The sequence below is a fragment of the Pseudomonas sp. FW305-28 genome (genome assembly GCF_017351395.1).
Taxonomy (GTDB): Bacteria; Pseudomonadota; Gammaproteobacteria; order Pseudomonadales; family Pseudomonadaceae; genus Aquipseudomonas; species Aquipseudomonas fluorescens_AA.
On the sequence record NZ_JACNDD010000008.1, the window covers coordinates 17,390 to 34,776 of the forward strand.

At 61.5% G+C, this 17,387-nt stretch carries 12 protein-coding genes; 6 read left to right on the forward strand and 6 right to left on the reverse strand.

The window, feature by feature from the left end:
* Positions 1 to 159: 159 nt before the first annotated feature.
* Positions 160 to 2,343, reverse strand: coding sequence for a DNA helicase II (uvrD, locus tag J4E53_RS03545; RefSeq protein ID WP_060739967.1), 2,184 nt, complete (start codon positions 2,341 to 2,343; stop codon positions 160 to 162).
* A gap of 262 nt (positions 2,344 to 2,605) precedes the next feature.
* Between uvrD and J4E53_RS03550 the strand changes: the two genes are divergently transcribed.
* Positions 2,606 to 5,479, forward strand: a complete 2,874-nt coding sequence (locus J4E53_RS03550) for a bifunctional diguanylate cyclase/phosphodiesterase (RefSeq protein ID WP_060739968.1) — start codon at positions 2,606 to 2,608, stop codon at positions 5,477 to 5,479.
* 68 nt (positions 5,480 to 5,547) lie between these two features.
* Here J4E53_RS03550 and J4E53_RS03555 read toward each other — a convergent pair whose 3' ends face one another.
* Positions 5,548 to 5,862: a hypothetical protein gene (locus tag J4E53_RS03555; protein ID WP_060739969.1), complete on the reverse strand. Its 315-nt coding sequence runs from the start codon at positions 5,860 to 5,862 to the stop codon at positions 5,548 to 5,550.
* A gap of 423 nt (positions 5,863 to 6,285) precedes the next feature.
* Between J4E53_RS03555 and hexR the strand changes: the two genes are divergently transcribed.
* A complete protein-coding gene (gene hexR, locus J4E53_RS03560) occupies positions 6,286 to 7,152 on the forward strand; it encodes a transcriptional regulator HexR (protein ID WP_003187110.1) in 867 nt (288 codons plus the stop codon).
* Positions 7,153 to 7,402: 250 nt separating this feature from the next.
* Entirely contained in the window at positions 7,403 to 7,612 is a 210-nt protein-coding gene (locus J4E53_RS03565) for a PA3496 family putative envelope integrity protein (RefSeq protein ID WP_060739970.1), read from the forward strand.
* Here J4E53_RS03565 and J4E53_RS03570 read toward each other — a convergent pair.
* Entirely contained in the window at positions 7,554 to 8,516 is a 963-nt protein-coding gene (locus J4E53_RS03570) for a LysR family transcriptional regulator (protein WP_060739971.1), read from the reverse strand. The two genes, J4E53_RS03565 and J4E53_RS03570, sit on opposite strands and share 59 nt — an antisense overlap.
* A gap of 187 nt (positions 8,517 to 8,703) precedes the next feature.
* On the opposite strand from J4E53_RS03570, the gene J4E53_RS03575 reads away from it, so the two are divergent.
* Positions 8,704 to 10,119 (forward strand): acetyl-CoA carboxylase biotin carboxylase subunit, encoded by a 1,416-nt coding sequence (locus J4E53_RS03575; protein WP_025216234.1) that lies wholly within the window; start codon positions 8,704 to 8,706, stop codon positions 10,117 to 10,119.
* A 13-nt stretch (positions 10,120 to 10,132) separates the two neighbouring features.
* Positions 10,133 to 11,941: a sodium-extruding oxaloacetate decarboxylase subunit alpha gene (gene oadA, locus J4E53_RS03580; RefSeq protein ID WP_060739972.1), complete on the forward strand. Its 1,809-nt coding sequence runs from the start codon at positions 10,133 to 10,135 to the stop codon at positions 11,939 to 11,941.
* A 146-nt stretch (positions 11,942 to 12,087) separates the two neighbouring features.
* On the opposite strand, the gene J4E53_RS03585 is transcribed toward oadA, so the two are convergent.
* From J4E53_RS03585 to J4E53_RS03595, 3 genes are all read right to left on the reverse strand, one after another.
* Positions 12,088 to 14,208: an autotransporter domain-containing protein gene (locus J4E53_RS03585; protein WP_103307963.1), complete on the reverse strand. Its 2,121-nt coding sequence runs from the start codon at positions 14,206 to 14,208 to the stop codon at positions 12,088 to 12,090.
* A gap of 421 nt (positions 14,209 to 14,629) precedes the next feature.
* Complete coding sequence (locus J4E53_RS03590) at positions 14,630 to 15,463, reverse strand: amino acid ABC transporter permease (protein ID WP_060739974.1); 834 nt, start codon at positions 15,461 to 15,463, stop codon at positions 14,630 to 14,632.
* Positions 15,460 to 16,281 carry an ABC transporter substrate-binding protein gene (locus J4E53_RS03595; protein WP_060739975.1) on the reverse strand — a complete coding sequence of 274 codons (822 nt, stop codon included), beginning with the start codon at positions 16,279 to 16,281 and terminating at the stop codon, positions 15,460 to 15,462. The genes J4E53_RS03590 and J4E53_RS03595 overlap by 4 nt, the downstream gene beginning before the upstream one ends.
* Positions 16,282 to 16,394: 113 nt before the next feature.
* Between J4E53_RS03595 and J4E53_RS03600 the strand changes: the two genes are divergently transcribed.
* The gene (locus J4E53_RS03600; protein ID WP_060739976.1) at positions 16,395 to 17,294 is read left to right on the forward strand and encodes a homocysteine S-methyltransferase family protein; all 900 of its coding nucleotides are present in this window, start codon (positions 16,395 to 16,397) and stop codon (positions 17,292 to 17,294) included.
* The last annotated feature ends 93 nt before the right edge of the window (positions 17,295 to 17,387 follow it).

The following is a 17,387-nucleotide window of genomic DNA, read 5'->3' on the forward strand; positions in this document are numbered from 1 at the left end:
TGGGCTGTAGGAAAGAGGAACAAGTTCTATCGGAAATGTTTCCCAAAACAACTGTGGGAGCGAACTTGCTCGCGATAGCGGTGTGTCAGTCAGCATCAATAATGACTGATCGACCGCTATCGCGAGCAAGCTCGCTCCCACGGGGGCCTACACAAATCTCTAGATCGCCTCGAGCTTGGCATACCCCAGCATCAGCCACTTGCTGCCTTCGCTGAAGTTCACCTGCACCCGGGCCTGGGCGCCGGCGCCTTCGAAGTTGAGGATGACGCCGTCGCCGAACACCGAGTGCCGCACGGTCTGGCCGAGGCTGAAGCCGGTTTCCGGGATGTCGCTGCCGCCGAACAGGCTGCTGGTGCTTTGTTGCTGGCCGCCGCCGAACGGTCGGCTGACACTGTTGGACAGCCGAACTTCCTGGATCAGGCCCTTCGGCACTTCACGTACGAAGCGCGACACCTTGTTGTAGGTCTCGCTACCATAAAGGCGTCGGGTTTCGGCGTAGGTCAGCACCAGATTCTGCATGGCACGGGTGATACCAACGTAGGCCAGGCGCCGTTCTTCCTCCAGGCGTCCCGGTTCTTCCAGGCTCATCTTGTGGGGGAACAGGCCTTCTTCCATGCCCACGAGGAACACGTAGGGGAATTCCAGGCCCTTGGCGCTGTGCAGGGTCATCAGCTGGATGCTGTCTTCATGTTCGTCGGCCTGGGTGTCGCCGGCCTCCAGGGAGGCGTGACCCAGGAAGGCCGACAGCGGCGACAGGTCTTCGTCTTCTTCGGTGTTCTCGAAGTTGCGCGCGGCGCTGACCAGCTCCTCGAGGTTTTCCACCCGGGCCTGGCCTTTCTCGCCTTTTTCCGCTTCGTGGTAGGCGATCAGGCCGGACTGCTCGATGACGGTCTGGGTCATCAAGTGCAGAGGCATCTCCCCGCACTTGGCGGCCAGGTCTTCGATCAGGTCCATGAAGGCCTTCAGGGCGCCGGCGGCGCGACCGGTCACGCCTTTGTTGGCCACCAGTTGGCGCATGGCTTCCCACATGGACACGTGGCTGTGGCGCGCGTGATCGCGAATCGCTTCGACGGTTTTCTCGCCGATGCCTCGCGTCGGCACGTTGATCACCCGCTCCAGGGCCGCGTCGTTGCCACGACCTTCGAGCAGGCGCAGGTAGGCCATGGCGTTCTTGATTTCAGCACGTTCGAAAAAGCGCTGGCCGCCATAGATGCGGTAGGGGATCCGTTCGCGCAGCAACGCTTCTTCCAGCACCCGCGATTGGGCGTTGGAACGGTACAGGATGGCAATGTCGCTGCGGGCCAGGCCGGTTTTCAGCGCGCTCTCGATGGTTTCCACCACGTAGCGGGCTTCATCGTGTTCGTTGAAGGCGGCGTAGAGGTTGATCGCCTCGCCTTCGCCGCCGTCGGTCCACAGTTCCTTGCCCAGGCGCCCGGTATTGTTGGCGATCAGGGCGTTGGCGGCCTTGAGGATGCCGGCGGTCGAGCGGTAGTTCTGTTCCAGGCGGATGACTTCGGCGTCAGGGAAGTCCGCCGAGTACTGGTGAATGTTCTCGATCTTGGCGCCGCGCCAGCCGTAGATCGACTGATCGTCGTCACCCACCACCATCAGGCTGTCGCCGCCCTTGGCGAGCAGGCGCAACCAGGCGTATTGCACGGCGTTGGTGTCCTGGAATTCGTCCACCAGTACATGCCGGAAGCGCTTCTGATAGTGGGCCAGCAGGCCTGGGTGGTCGCGCCACAGGTCCAGGGCCCGTAGCAGCAGCTCGGAAAAGTCGATCACCCCGGCACGCTGGCACGCCGCCTCGTAGGCTTCGTAGATGCTGCGCATGGTCGCCAGGAACAAGTCGCCGCTGGCCTGGATGTGCTGCGGGCGCAGACCTTCGTCTTTCTGGCCGTTGATGAACCATTGGGCCTGGCGCGCGGGCCAGCGTTGCTCGTCCAGGCCCAGCTCGCGGATCACCCGCTTGACCAGGCGCTGCTGGTCGTCGCTGTCCAGGATCTGGAAGGTCTGGCTCAGCCCGGCTTCCTGCCAATGCGCCCGCAACAAGCGGTGCGCCAGGCCGTGGAAGGTGCCGACCCACATGCCGGCGGGATTGATGCCCATCAGTTGTTCGATGCGATGGCGCATCTCGGCCGCGGCCTTGTTGGTGAACGTCACCGACAGGATCGAATGGGGCGAGGCGTTCTCGACCTGGATCAACCAGGCGATACGGTGCACCAGCACTCGGGTTTTACCGGAGCCGGCACCGGCCAGGACCAACTGACGACCCACGGAGGCAGCTACGGCCTGACGTTGGGCATCGTTGAGGGAGTTCAGCAGAAGGGAGAGATCATCGCGCATCGGGGCATTCTAGGGTGCGGCGTCACCCCGGGCAAACCGAGCTTTGCATCAGCCGATAGAAAGACCGCTTGGTGATGACCGGCGGGTCACAGGCTACAGGCGTTGGCGGGACTCGCTCGGGAGTGGCGCCACCCAATGAAATAGCGACTTTTTTCCTGGTTTTTATGAGCTGGGGCAGTGTGGGATGGCCCATGGCTTGTGTATGCTCGGTGCTCGTTTCGGGTTCTCCACGCTTGACTGAATAAGAACAAGAACAGTGCCAATGACCCTCAATTCCGATCCGGCGGGCCCCTGTGTGGAACCGCGGGTCATCTGCAAGCAGTACGCCACGGAGATGGCGGTCGAGCGAACACGTCTGTTGTATCAAGGCTCACTGCTGCCTACGCTGTTCATGCTGCTCAATGGCCTGGTCTGCGCCGCGCTGTTATGGGAGCCGCGGCGCTATTTCCTGGTCAGCGTCTGGCTCGTCTGGTTGTTGTCGCTGGTGGCGCTGCGGGTGATCCAAGTGGCAGCTTTCGATTCGGCGATGCCAAGCCGCCAGGCGCATCCGATCTGGTTGCGCATGTTTTTGCTGGGCTCGGCGATGACCGGCCTGACGCTGGCCGGGGCGGGCATCGCGCTGGTCCCGGCCGACAGCTTCCAGCAGCAGGCCTGGGTGTTCGGCCTGATTGGCGCGGCGGTGCTGTCGGCCAGTGTGGCCTATGCCGTGAGCCTTCCAGCGTTCCTGTCCTTCACCTTGCCCTGCCTGTTACCGGCCATCGGTTATCTCTTCTGGGGCGGCGATGAGCAGCAACATGGGTGGGGCTGGCTGGGGCTGATCGTGCTGGTTTCCCTGAGCGTAGTGGCCTGGCAAGTCAATCGCTTGATCCAGAGTGGCATGCTGCGCCGCTTCCAGAACCAGGCCCTGATCGAGCATCTGCAGCAAACCCAAACCCGCAGTGCGTTGCTCAACGAGGCACTGGCCCGGGAGGTCGAGCAACGTCGCTCGGCCGAGGAGAAACTGCGGGCGGCCCAGGTTGGCCTGGAGGCGCGGGTCGCGCAACGCAGCCTTGAACTGGAGGTCGCCAGCCAGGCCCTGAGCAAGAGCGAGGCGCGCCTGGCCCTGGCCCTCAAGGCCAGTGAGCTGGGGTTGTGGGACTGGAACCTGCAGACTGACGAAGTCCATCACACCCAGCTCAAGGAGTTGTTCGGCCTGGAGCCCGAATACGTCACGGCGATGCTCAGCCACCTCACCCCGCGCCTGCACCCCCAGGACGTGCCGGCGCTCAAGCGGGCCCTGGTCGAACACCTCAAGGGTCGCAGCGAGGATTACCAGATCGAATACCGTGTGCGTCATGGCGATGGTCACTGGGTCTGGATCGAAGACCGCGGCCGGGCCGTGGAGCGGAGCGCGAGCGGACGGGTGCTGCGCATGGTCGGCACCCGGCGCGACATCAGCGCCAGCAAGGAACTCGAGCAGCAACGCCAGCTGGCGGCCACGGTGTTCGAGGCCGCCAGCGAAGGCATTGTGATTTTCGACCCCAACTACCTGCTGCTCGCCGCCAATCAGGCGTTCACGCGGGTCACCGGTTTCAATATCGAGGACATGCTTGGGCGCAACGTGGTCGACCTGCCGTGCAGCCGCGATGCGCGCCGGCACTACCCCGTCATTCGCCAATCGCTCAAGCAGCACGGCACCTGGCAGGGTGAGTTGGTGGAGGCGCGGGCCAACGGCGAGCTGTATCCGCAGTGGCTGCAACTGAACGTCGTGCGCGATGCTCGGGGAAATGTCAGCCATATCGTGGGCTTCTTCGCCGATCTTTCGGCACGGCGCGAATCCGAAGAGCGGATGCGCTACCTGACCCATTACGACGAATTGACTGGGTTGGCGAATCGTTCGCTGTTTCGCGAACGCCTGAACGAAGCGCATCAGCGGGTGCGCCAGGGTGGACGGCGCAGCCTGGCGTTGCTGCATATCAACCTGGACCGTTTCAAATTGCTCAACGACAGCCTCGGCCATGACATCGCCGACCAGTTGTTGCAGAAAATGGCGCGGCGCCTGATCAATGCACTGCCCGAGGCGGATACCATCGCCCGGTTATCCGGCGATGAGTTTGCGGTGTTGTTCGATGCCTACGGCAACCTTTCAAGCCTGGCGCGGGTGGCGACCCGATTGGCTTCCAAGCTGCGCGTGCCGCTGACCATCGAGGGCCATGAGCTGGTGCTCAGTGCTTCCATCGGCATCAGCTTGTTGCCTGACAACACGCGGGAAATTGCCACGCTGGTCAGCCAGGCGAACATGGCCATGCAGCACGCCAAGCATTTGGGGGGCAACAACTTCCAGTTCTACACCGAGAGCCTCCAGGCCAGCACGCTGGAGCGCCTGCAACTGGAAAACCAACTGCGCAAGGCCTTGGAAGAGCAACAACTGACGGTCTTTTATCAGCCGAAACTGTGCCTGGCGACCGGTCGCCTGAACGCCGCCGAGGCGCTGGTGCGCTGGGATCATCCGGCCATGGGGCGGGTTCCGCCGGGGGATTTCATCGGCCTGGCCGAAGAGACCGGGTTGATCGGGCCGATTGGCGAGTTCGTGTTGCGCCAGGCCTGTTGGCAGGCGTGCGAATGGCAGCGCCAGGGGCTCGAGCCGATCAGGGTGTCGGTCAATCTGTCGGTGCATCAATTGCGCCAGGGCAAGCTGGTCAGCCTGGTGCGACAAGTGCTGGAAGAAACCGGTCTGGCGCCCCAGTACCTGGAGCTGGAGTTGACCGAGAGCCAGTTGCTCGACAGCGTCGAACACATCATCGCCACATTCCAGCAATTGCGTGATCTTGGGGTCAAACTGGCGATCGACGATTTTGGCACCGGCTACTCATCCCTGAGCTACCTCAAACGTATCCCGGTGGACTACGTGAAGATCGACCAGGCATTCATTCGCGGGCTGGGCGAGGGCAGCGTGGATACCGCCATTACCCGGGCAATCATCGCAATGGCCCATGGGCTGTCGCTCAAGGTAGTGGCCGAAGGCGTCGAGCGGCAGGAGCAGCTCGATTTCCTCAGGAACGAGCGTTGCGATGAGGTGCAGGGGTATCTGATCAGTCGGCCAGTGGAAGCTGATGGGCTGGCCGGGTTGTTGCGGATGCAACACTTGACTGAATGAGTCAGATCCTCGATTGGAACTTCCCGCCAGACGCTTTTAGTGTCTGGCGGGAAGTTATTAACATGCGCTTAGTTGGTCACGAGTACGTCATCAATGTGATGCAGCAACTGCCCTTCGAAAAAAATGCTCACGCCGGTGACATGAGACTCGCCGGGTACTTTGTATTCGACGACTTTGTCGGTTATGACCGGCAGCGAAACTTCAGTGGAAGATTCAAGTTTCAATTCCAGTCGCAGATCAAAGGACTTGTCCTGCATTGGGCTTCGTACCAGCGTTGGCGTAATGCCGGTGTGGGGTACGGTTACAGTGCCAAAGGTACGGAACGACGCGGCACCTGGCATGCGATCGATTTGTGCGGTCCAATCTTTAGTTGTGATTTTCATGATAGTAACTCCTGTAGTTAGTTGATTGCGTCCTGCGGGAGCCAATATATCGACTTTGACTTGATAGTGTCTGGGAAATTGCGATTGGGATTGTAAGAAGAAGTTAGTTGTTGAGTGAGTTGTCAGATTTTTCGTGGGTCATATTATCGATGACGGCCGGAGTATGTTGTTGGGGAAGTAGTCAGTGATTGAATAGATGGTTTTCCCCCAGCCAGAGGCTCAGGTCGCGTCTGGGGATCAACCGATCGGCAGCGCAGAGGGTTGGCGCTACGGTCCAGGCTGCTACATCTGGCGATCCTCGGCCAAAACAAAGGGGCGGCGCGGCAATCCAGTTACGTTTTGGACGGGCAAAGCGCCAATTCTTGTAGTATAACTACAAGCTTGCTACATCCCGGCATTTGCCCATAACAAGAGTCCAGCCCCTTGAACCTGTTGCAACACATCGCCCAGTCACGCCACTTGCTGCGCAAGTCGGAGCTGAAAGTCGCCGATCACGTACTGCTTGATCCCGCGGCCGTGATGCATAGCTCCATGGCCGATCTTGCCCACAGCGTCGGCATCAGCGAACCGACCATCGTGCGCTTCTGCCGGGCCATCGGTTGCTCGGGTTTCCAGGACCTGAAACTCAAGCTGGCGCAAAGCCTGGCCGCCGGGGCGAGCTTCGGTCAGTTTGCGATCCATGAAGATGACTCGGTGGCGGACTACAGCCTGAAAATCTTCGACACCACCCTGCATACGCTGATGGAGGTTCGCGAGAAGCTTGACCCGGTGGCGTTGCAAAAAGCCGTCACGGCCATGTCCCAGGCCCAGCGTGTCGAATTCTATGGTTTCGGCGCTTCGGGCGCGGTGGCGGCCGATGCCCAGCACAAGTTCTTCCGGTTGCTGCTCACGGCGGCAGCCTATTCCGACCCGCACATGCAAGCCATGTCGGCGGTGACGTTGAAACCCACCGATGTGGCGATCTGTATTTCCCAGTCGGGGCGTTCCAAGGATCTGCTGATCACCGCGAACCTGGTGCGTGAAAGCGGTGCCTCGCTGATCACCTTGTGCCCGAGCCAGACGCCACTGGCGGAGCTGTCCACGGTGAACCTGGCCATCGACGTGCATGAAGACACCGAGATCTATACGCCGCTGACCTCGCGCATCGCCCACCTGGTGGTGATCGACGTCTTGGCAATGGGCGTCGCCATGGCCCGTGGCCCGAGCCTGGTCAACCACCTCAAGAGCGTGAAGCGCAGCCTTCGCAGCCTGCGGCTGTCGCCCAAGTCGGTGAAGGCGCTGGACGACTGAGCCCCGGTCTTGAAACTTGGGGCTTCTGTGGCGAGGGAGCTTGCTCCCGCTGGGTTGCGAAGCGACCCCCAAACGATTATCCAGACACGCCGCATTGGCAGGTGCGACTGCTGCGCAGCCGAGCGGGAGCAAGCTCCCTCGCCACAGGGTGTCATCCGCCCGAATTCATCGTTCTGTAACCCCCGCGCCGCCAAACGGTCATCGCGCGCCTTCATCGTGAAACTCCCGTATACGTCTTGGGAGTCTCGACATGACCCAGTCCTACGAAGAACGCAGCGCCGTCAAAACCCGTCGTCAGCAGGAAGATCAGCGCCGCATGGCGTTCCGTCGCGCCATCGAAGACCGCTATGAGCAGCGCCAGCTCCTGGCCGAGATCAGCGAATTTCCTGACGCGGCAGAGTTCAATTACTGGCAGGCATCGTCGGCGGTTTCCCGTCGAAACGCTCAACCAGGCCAATGATCTGAGCGCGCTCGCCGCGCACGAACGCCAGGAAGGCGTGGGCCACCGGTGACAGGCGCTTGGCCCTGGCCTGCACCAGGCACCAACTGCGGTACAGCGGCAATTCCTCCACCGGCAGCTCGATGAGTGCGCCGGACGACAGCTCCCGGCTCACGGCGTGGCGCGTCAACAGCGCCACGCCCAGCCCGGCCACCACGCATTCGCGCTGGGCCTCCGCCGACGCCACTTCCAGCGTCTGGGTGAAGTGCACCCGTTTCTCCTTGAAGTATTCCTCGCAGGCCAGTCGTGTGCCGGACCCCGGTTCGCGCAACAGCAGCGTGTAGGGCTCCAGGTCCTGCAAGCGCAGCGGACCCAGGTGGCTCAGCGGATGATCGGGTGGCGCCACGGCGACGATCGGATTGTTGAGGAAGGGCAGGAACTCCAGGCCCATGTCCTGGGGCACCATGGACATGATCACCAGGTCGTCACGGTTGTCCGAGAGGCGGCGGATGACCTGGCCCCGGTTGACCACCGTGAGGTTCAGATTGACCTCCGGATGCTGGCGCTTGAACGCGGCGAACAGATGCGGGACGAAGTACTTGGCGCTGGACTCCACCGCCAGCTTCAATTGGCCTTGCAGCGACCCCTGCATGTCCGAGAGCTGCATATCGAGGTTTTCCAGGCGCCCGAAGATGTCTCGGCTGGCACGTTGCAGGGCTTCGGCGGCTTCGGTCATGTAGAGTTTCTTGCCGACATACTCGAACAGCGGCTGGCCAATCAGCTCTTCCAGGGAGCGAATCTGTAGGCTAACGGCCGGTTGTGTGAGAGACATTTCGTCGGCTGCACGGCTGTAAGACCTCAGGTCGCACACCTCGTTGAAAATCTGCAATTGACGCAATGTCATACGCATCAATGACTTACGCATTTTCTAAGCACTCTGGGGTGGGGCGGGTAACGCAACTATAAGTCTTTGCTTATGCATGACCCAATAATTATTCATTTTTGTTAATCCACAGCCAGGACTAGTGTGGAGCTGCGACCAATTGTTACATCTGGTCACGCGTCGGCCTGGACCTCAGGCCGTGGTATCACCGGCTCAAGGGAACCTCCAATTGATAACAAAGATCCTGATCGCCAACCGTGGTGAGATTGCCGTCCGCATCGTGCGCGCTTGCGCCGAGATGGGCATTCGCTCGGTCGCGGTCTACTCCGACGCGGACCGTCATGCGTTGCATGTCAAGCGTGCGGACGAGGCCCACAGCATCGGCGCCGATCCGCTGGCCGGCTACCTCAACCCGCGCAAACTGGTGAACCTGGCGGTGGAAACCGGCTGCGATGCCTTGCACCCCGGTTACGGTTTCCTTTCGGAAAACGCCGAACTGGCGGACATCTGCGCTGAACGCGGCATCAAATTCATTGGCCCGTCGGCGGAAGTCATTCGCCGCATGGGCGACAAGACCGAAGCGCGCCGCAGCATGATCAAGGCCGGTGTGCCGGTCACGCCAGGCACCGAAGGCAACGTATCGGGCATTGAAGAAGCGCTGACCGAAGGTGATCGGATCGGTTACCCGGTGATGCTCAAGGCCACGTCTGGCGGCGGCGGTCGCGGCATCCGTCGCTGCAACAGTCGGGAAGAACTGGAACAGGCCTTCCCCCGGGTCATCTCCGAAGCCACCAAGGCATTCGGTTCGGCGGAAGTGTTCCTGGAAAAATGCATCGTCAACCCCAAGCACATCGAAGCGCAGATCCTGGGGGACAGTTTCGGCAACGTGGTGCACCTGTTCGAGCGTGATTGCTCGATCCAACGCCGCAACCAGAAGCTGATCGAAATCGCCCCGAGCCCGCAGCTGACCCCCGAGCAGCGCGCCTACATCGGCGACCTGTCGGTGCGCGCGGCCAAGGCCGTGGGCTACGAGAATGCCGGAACCGTGGAGTTCCTGCTCGCCGAAGGCGAGGTGTACTTCATGGAGATGAACACTCGGGTGCAGGTGGAACACACCATCACCGAAGAAATCACCGGTATCGACATCGTTCGCGAACAGATCCGCATCGCTTCCGGGCTGCCACTGTCGGTCAAGCAGGAAGACATCCTGCACCGGGGTTTCGCGTTGCAGTTCCGGATCAACGCCGAGGACCCGAAAAACAATTTCCTGCCCAGCTTCGGCAAGATCACCCGCTACTACGCCCCTGGCGGCCCGGGTGTGCGCACCGACACGGCGATCTACACCGGCTACACCATTCCGCCGTTCTACGATTCGATGTGCCTGAAACTGGTGGTCTGGGCGTTGACCTGGGAAGAAGCGATGGACCGTGGCCTGCGAGCCCTGGATGACATGCGCCTGCAGGGGGTCAAGACCACCGCCGCGTATTACCAGGAGATCCTGCGCAATCCGGAATTCCGCAGCGGCCAGTTCAATACCAGCTTCGTTGAAAGCCACCCTGAACTGACCAACTACTCGATCAAGCGCAAACCCGAAGAGCTGGCCCTGGCCATCGCCGCCGCCATTGCCGCCCACGCAGGCCTGTAAGGAAAGTATGACCATGTCCAAGAAGATCTTTGTTACCGACACAATCCTGCGCGACGCCCACCAATCGCTGCTCGCTACCCGCATGCGCACCGAAGACATGCTGCCGATCTGCGACAAGCTCGACAAAGTCGGCTATTGGTCGCTGGAAGTCTGGGGCGGCGCGACATTCGACGCCTGCGTGCGCTTCCTCAAGGAAGACCCGTGGGAGCGCCTGCGCCAACTGCGCGCGGCGCTGCCCAACACTCGCTTGCAGATGCTCCTGCGCGGCCAGAACCTGCTGGGCTACCGCCATTACAGCGATGATGTGGTCAAGGCGTTCGTGGCCAAGGCCGCTGTCAACGGCATCGACGTGTTCCGTATTTTCGATGCGATGAACGACGTGCGTAACCTGCGGGTCGCCATCGAAGCGGTGAAGGCCGCCGGCAAGCACGCCCAGGGCACCATCGCCTACACCACCAGCCCGGTGCACACCATCGAGGCGTTCGTGGCCCAGGCCAAGCAGATGGAAGCCATGGGTTGCGACTCGGTGGCGATCAAGGACATGGCCGGCCTGCTGACCCCGTATGCCACTGGCGAACTGGTGAAAGCGCTGAAGGCCGAGCAATCGTTGCCGGTGTTCATCCACTCCCACGACACCGCCGGCCTGGCCGCGATGTGCCAGCTCAAGGCCATCGAAAACGGTGCCGATCACATTGACACTGCGATCTCCAGCTTCGCCTGGGGCACCAGCCATCCGGGCACCGAATCGATGGTCGCGGCCCTTAAAGGCAGTGAATTCGACACGGGTCTGGACCTGGAGCTGTTGCAGGAAATCGGCCTGTACTTCTACGCCGTGCGCAAGAAGTACCACCAGTTCGAAAGCGAGTTCACCGCCGTGGACACCCGCGTCCAGGTCAACCAGGTACCAGGCGGGATGATCTCCAACCTCGCCAACCAGTTGAAAGAGCAGGGCGCACTGAACCGGATGAACGAAGTGCTGGCGGAGATCCCGCGGGTGCGCGAAGACCTCGGCTTCCCGCCGCTGGTGACCCCGACCTCGCAGATCGTCGGCACCCAGGCGTTCTTCAACGTGTTGGCCGGTGAGCGCTACAAGACCATCACCAACGAAGTGAAGCTCTATCTGCAGGGCGGCTACGGCAAGGCGCCGGGTTCGGTGAGTGAAAAGCTGCGTCGCCAGGCCATCGGCAGCGAAGAGGTGATCGACGTGCGTCCGGCCGATTTGCTCAAGCCGGAAATGACCAAGCTGCGTGGCGAAATCGGTGCGCTGGCCAAGTCCGAAGAGGACGTGCTGACCTATGCCATGTTCCCGGACATCGGTCGCAAGTTCCTCGAAGAACGCGACGCCGGCACCCTGACCCCGGAAGTGCTGCTGCCGATCCCCGAGGCGGGCAGCGTCAGCTCCGCGGGCGGCGAAGGTGTGCCGACCGAGTTCGTCATCGACGTTCACGGGGAAACCTACCGCGTCGACATCACCGGTGTGGGCGTCAAGGCCGAAGGCAAGCGTCACTTCTACCTGTCCATCGATGGCATGCCGGAAGAGGTCGTGTTCGAACCGCTCAATGAGTTTGTCAGCGGCGGCAGCAGCAAGCGCAAGCAAGCCACTGCGCCGGGCCATGTCAGCACCACCATGCCGGGCAACATCGTCGATGTCCTGGTCAAGGAGGGCGACGTGGTGAAGGCCGGCCAAGCGGTGCTGATCACCGAAGCCATGAAGATGGAAACCGAAGTGCAGGCGGCCATCGCCGGCAAGGTCACCGCCATTCATGTGGCCAAGGGCGACCGGGTCAACCCGGGCGAGATCCTGATCGAGATCGAAGGCTGACTGAACAGCCTCGATACAACGTTTTAACCTCGGGGGGGCATGTGCTCCCCTTTTTTTTTGCCCATTTTCCGCAGTCCTTTGTGGGAGCGAGCCTGTGGGAGCAAGCTTTGCTCCCACAGGGGAGGGTGGTGTCTGCCGAAAATGAGTCAGAACATCATCCGCCATTGCCCCATCAGCGCGCCGTTGCGATTGTCCTGGCCGGTTTCGCCCTGGTAGCTCACCCCCAATGTGTGTCGTGGCGAAACGGCCAGGTCCAGGCCGGCTTCCAGGAGCAAGCTGTCCCGGTCCAGCTCGATGCCCTCGACGGTATAGGCCTTGCCGCCGTCGACCAGGCGTTGCCGAGAACTGCCTCGGACGTCGCCATAGAGGTGTTTCCAGCCGACATTCAGGCGCGGCGTCAACCGCGCTCCCTGGTCAAGAACGAAGGGGCGGGCGAGGTGCAGGCCCAGCTCGCTGGTGTAGTGGTCTTGGGTCTGGCTCTCGAACCGCAGCGCCGCGTCGCCACCTTTCTCCGTGAAGCGATCGCGTTGGTAGCGCTGGTAACCCAACTGGACATAGGGCTCGATATCGAAATGCCCGACGTCCAGGTTGTAGCCGACTTGCCCGAAGACCTGCTGCGTGTTGGCGTCGTAACGACCTTTGAGTCGATCGCTGAAACCGTTGAAAGCCACGTGGCGCTTGGTGCTGCCGTCGTGATCGCCATACACCGCGCCCAGGCGTAGCGCCAGCGGCCCATCCTGGCGCAAGGCATAGGCGCCGACATGCCAACTGTCGAGCCGGCCATCGAATCGATGACCGTCCAGCCGGGTCTCGCTCTTGGCGCCGATGACCCCCAAGCGCCAAGTCGGGTTGATCGCCCAGTCGGTTCCCAGCAGCAAACCGGTTGTCGAATGCTTTAGCGCGTAGTCGTCCAGATGCTTACCAATGCGGCCACTGTTGCCGATGGCCTGGACCCAGACCTGCCCATTGCCATGGGCGCTCTGCGAAGTGTTCTGGCCCATGGCCGCGAGTATCCCGGTGCTGATGGGCGCGACACTGCTCAGGGTAGCGTTGCCCAGGTCAGCTGTGTCGTATCCGCTCAACTGGTCGAGGGCATCGGCGGCGGTGACCCGGTTGCTGCCGAGCAGGGCGTTGATGGCGGCGTTGGGTTTGGGGCCCGGTTGGGTGGTTTGCGCTTGGCTGGCGGGAGTGGGCGTGGCGCGGGCGATTTTTGCGGGCTCCGCGGGCTTGGGTGTGACGTGATGGGGTGGCGGCTCGGTGGCAGGCGGTTGTGGGGCTGTTGCCGTGGCGACGGTTTCTGGGGCTGGCGCCAGGATGCTGGCTGCAAGTGCCTGGCCGCTATCAGTGGTCGCGGTCTGTTCGAGCGGGACATTGTTACGTGTGTAGGTCAGGCCGACCTGTTTTCCTGTGGTGTAGTCCACTGTAGCCGTCATGTACGCAAGGTCATTGACGATCTTCCCGAATTCCCCCTCGACCGTATCCGCGTCGATCACGATGTGTCTGCTCGTGTCGATGTATTCGCCCGGTACGGCTGCGATTTTCAAGATGGCATTGTCCAGGGTGGCGGTGCCGCCGACCTTGATCGTGGCGCTGCCTTTCTTTGCGTCGATGCCATAGACCAGCGTCGCGCCCTTGGAAAACCTGAGGTCGTTGACCACTGAAGGGGCACCCATGTCAGGGCCGACTTCCAGCGAGCCCGCTACGTCCAGCGCGTCGACCGTTCCGCTGCCGCTGAACCTGGCCTTTTTCCCCACGAAGACCGGCCCGGCGACGAAGCCCTGGTTCGCGAACTCACCCAGAACGTGAACCGCACCACCGATACGGCCGGTGTTGATCAATTTGGCGTTCGAATCAATCAGGCTGCGGCTGTCGAAATCCTTGCCGTTCGACCATTCGCCTCGCTTCAAATACACATCCTGGATATTGCGTATCTCGCCTAACTCGCCGCCCTTGGCGATCTCCAGTTGCAAGACATTGGCACCGCCGCCACCGTCGGTGAGCCCGATGAGTTCGCCTTGCCTGCTGACAACCACCAGATCATTGCTGTCGTCCTTGGACAGGGGCGTTTCCCGGGCTTTGATGACTCTATCGATATTTGTATCCGGCTTATCCGCGAACGCCTTGAGACGAGCCTGCATCTCGGCGGTTGTTTCGAAGGGGCGGGTTTCCCCGGTAACTGGCTGAGCTGTCGAAACCTCGGCACAGCCAAGTACCAAGGCTATGGCCAGCGCGAGGTGTTGGGGCAGGAACAGGTGTTGGGTAGGCATCGAATGCGACCTCTCATGAAGGAGGTCGCACTTTAAAAATTTCACCCTGGGCGGCGATGCCAGCCACTTTCTCGCCGTGGGAAAGATTCGGCGGATGAAATCTGTAGGCTGCTTGTGCTGCGATCAGCGTGGCGGTTCGTTGGCTTTCATGGTTCGAAGCTTTGCCTTACAGCCCGTACGGACCTTTCTATTTGACCGGCATTTGACGGAGCAATGCCTCACCACTCGGCACCTCGCCTAGGCTCGGTGTGCATGGTTAGAAATGAACGCGTATCTCCTGTGGGAGCGAGCTTGCTCGCGATGGCGGTGAGGCAGCTTGCGATGATGTTGGCTGTGCCTACGTCATCGCGAGCAAGCTCTCTCCCACAGGTTTTTGTACCGTGCCATGTGAGTGAGTCATACCGGCAACGCTGGCAACGGCTCAGCGGTTATTCAGATACGCCTTCCCATAATGCCGCTCCATCCGCGCCTGGATCAGCTCCAGCGCAATGGACATCAACCAGTAAATGATCGCCGCCGTGGTGAGCATTTCGATGTAGCGATAGCTGGAACGACCATAGGACTGCGCCAGGAACATCACCTCCCAGACCCCCATCACCGAGATCAGCGAAGAATCCTTGAGCATCGAGATGAATTGGTTGGTGGTCGGCGGGATGATGGTGCGCATGGCCTGGGGCAGGGTGACGCGCCAGAAGATCACGGTTTCGCTCAGGCCCAGGGCGAGGGAGGCTTCGCGTTGGCCGTTGGGGACGCCGAGGATGCCGGCGCGGAAGATTTCGCTCAGGTAGGCGCCGTAGTTCAGCGACAGGGCGATGATCCCGGCGGCGATGGCGCCCGGGACTACGCCCAGTTGGGGCAGGCCCAGGTAGATCAGCAGGATCTGGATCAGCAGGGGCGTGCCGCGAAAGAACGACGCGTAGAAACTGGCGATGCCGAACGCCACCGCACTGCTGGACAGCCGCGCCAGGGCGGTGATGAAGCCCAGCAATGACGAGGCGACGATCGAGCACAGGCACAGGAACAACGTCAGCACCGCACCCTGCAAAAAGCCATTGGGCGCCAGGTGCACACCCAACAGGTTCGGCAGTTTGTCGAGGATGATGGAGAACTTCAGGTCGAAGCTCAGGAAGAAGCTCGCGAACAGCACCAGCATGGCCGCCCAGGTCAGGTACAGCCGGGTGCGAAAACCGAAGATTTTTTGCAGGCGTGACTCAGCCACCGATGGCGGTGGCTGAGGGGGTGGAAAAGAAGTCATTGGGTGATGTCGGCGCCGATCCATTTTTGCGAGAGTTTGCTCAAGGTGCCGTCCTGTTTCAACTGGGCGAAGACTTCACGCACCTTGCTGTCCCATTGGGCGTCGCCTTTTTCGATGGCCACCGAGTTCGGTTCTGAATAGAGCGGCTCGCCGGCCAGCTTGAAGCGCTTGTCTTCGGTCAGGCGCGGCTGTGCCGTCACCAGGTTGGTCAGCACTGCGTCCAGGCGCACCCCGGCGCCCAGGCCCAGGTCCTGGAACGCCACGTTGTCGGTGTCGTACGGGGCGATCTGCACGTCCTCGAACGGATAGCTCAGTTGGGTATCCTCGGCGCCTTCGATCACCAGGTTCTTGTTCAGGTAGCTTTCGTAGCTGGAGGCGCTGGTGAGGCCGACTTTCTTGCCACTCAAGTCCTTGGCGCCGTGGATACGGTCGTCCTTGGCGTTGACCACGATCACCGCGGGCGAAGCGTAGTACTGCACCGGGAAGTCGAACACTTCGGCGCGGGCCTTGCTCGGCGTCATGGAGCAGATGCAGATGTCATAGCGCCCGCTCCAGTGACCGGCCGCGATCACGTCCCAGGACGGCGTCTCCAGGCGCAGCTTCACCCCCAGTTTCTGCGCCACGGCCTTGGCCACGTCGACGTCGAACCCGTCGAGCTGGTTCTGATCGTTGAGGAACGAGAAGGGCGGATAGCTTTCCATCAATACGCCGACCAGTTCTTTTTTCTGTTCGATGCGATCCAGCGTGGCACCGGCAAACGCTTGCGAAGAGGCGGCCAGCAGCGTCAGGCCCAGGGCCAGCAATGGTTGTCGTTTCATGTGAAGGCCCTGTTAGAAAAATAAGTTGTAGTTCTCTGAATGGTGCGTATTAAATAGTTATAAGAACAACTCCGGTAGTGAGTATTTTTCATAAGCTTATGAGTGAATCGCATATGGGCGCAGCAACGACAGTCATTCTCGATGGCGGCATGGGCCGCGAACTGCAACGCCGGGGCGCGCCGTTCCGCCAGCCCGAGTGGTCGGCCCTGGCCTTGAGCGAAGCGCCCCAGGCGGTTGAAGCCGTGCACGCGGCCTACATCGCCAGCGGCGCCAACGTGATCACCAGCAACAGCTATGCGGTGGTGCCGTTCCATATTGGCGAAGCGCGTTTCGCCGCCGAAGGCCAGGCCCTGGCCGCATTGGCTGGCGAGTTGGCGCAACGGGCGGTGCAGGCCTCAGGCAAAGCGGTGCGCGTGGCCGGGTCGTTGCCGCCGCTGTTCGGTTCCTATCGGCCGGATCTGTTCGATGCTTCCCGCGCCAGTGAACTGTTGGCGCCCCTGGTAAACGGCTTGGCCCCCCACATCGATTTGTGGCTGGCCGAGACTCAAAGCTCGACCGTTGAAGCGCGGGCGATTCACGCCGGGTTGCCGAAGGACGGCAAGCCGTTCTGGCTGTCGTTCACCCTGAAAGACGAAGACACCGATGAAGTGCCGCGCCTGCGCTCCGGCGAACCGGTGGCAGACGCCGCGGCAGTGGCGGCCGAACTGGGCGTCGAAGTGCTGTTGTTCAACTGCAGCCAACCGGAAGTGATCGGCGCGGCGATTGACGCTGCCCGTGAAACCTTCGAGCGCCTGGGCGTGGCGATCCACATCGGCGCCTACGCCAACGCCTTTCCGCCGCAACCCAAAGAAGCGACCGCCAACGACGGGTTGGACCCGCTGCGCGAAGACCTCGATCCACCGGGTTATCTGCAATGGGCGGCGGACTGGCGCAAGCGCGGGGCCAGCCATTTGGGCGGTTGCTGCGGGATCGGGCCGGAGCATATTGCGGTATTGGCACAGCAACTGGGTTGAGCCGTCTGGCGATGTCGGCAGATGAATGAATCAATCGTCAAAACGATGCAAAGCTTGTGGGAGCAAAGCTTGCTCGCGAGTGGATAAGTCAGT

Coding starts and splice junctions, on each gene's coding strand:
- J4E53_RS03595 (WP_060739975.1), bottom strand. CDS start 16,281: ATGAAACGACAACCATTGCTGGCCCTGGGCCTGACGCTGCTGGCCGCC.
- uvrD (WP_060739967.1), bottom strand. CDS start 2,343: ATGCGCGATGATCTCTCCCTTCTGCTGAACTCCCTCAACGATGCCCAA.
- J4E53_RS03550 (WP_060739968.1), top strand. CDS start 2,606: ATGACCCTCAATTCCGATCCGGCGGGCCCCTGTGTGGAACCGCGGGTC.
- J4E53_RS03585 (WP_103307963.1), bottom strand. CDS start 14,208: ATGCCTACCCAACACCTGTTCCTGCCCCAACACCTCGCGCTGGCCATA.
- J4E53_RS03570 (WP_060739971.1), bottom strand. CDS start 8,516: ATGCGTAAGTCATTGATGCGTATGACATTGCGTCAATTGCAGATTTTC.
- J4E53_RS03555 (WP_060739969.1), bottom strand. CDS start 5,862: ATGAAAATCACAACTAAAGATTGGACCGCACAAATCGATCGCATGCCA.
- J4E53_RS03565 (WP_060739970.1), top strand. CDS start 7,403: ATGACCCAGTCCTACGAAGAACGCAGCGCCGTCAAAACCCGTCGTCAG.
- J4E53_RS03600 (WP_060739976.1), top strand. CDS start 16,395: ATGGGCGCAGCAACGACAGTCATTCTCGATGGCGGCATGGGCCGCGAA.
- J4E53_RS03590 (WP_060739974.1), bottom strand. CDS start 15,463: ATGACTTCTTTTCCACCCCCTCAGCCACCGCCATCGGTGGCTGAGTCA.
- oadA (WP_060739972.1), top strand. CDS start 10,133: ATGTCCAAGAAGATCTTTGTTACCGACACAATCCTGCGCGACGCCCAC.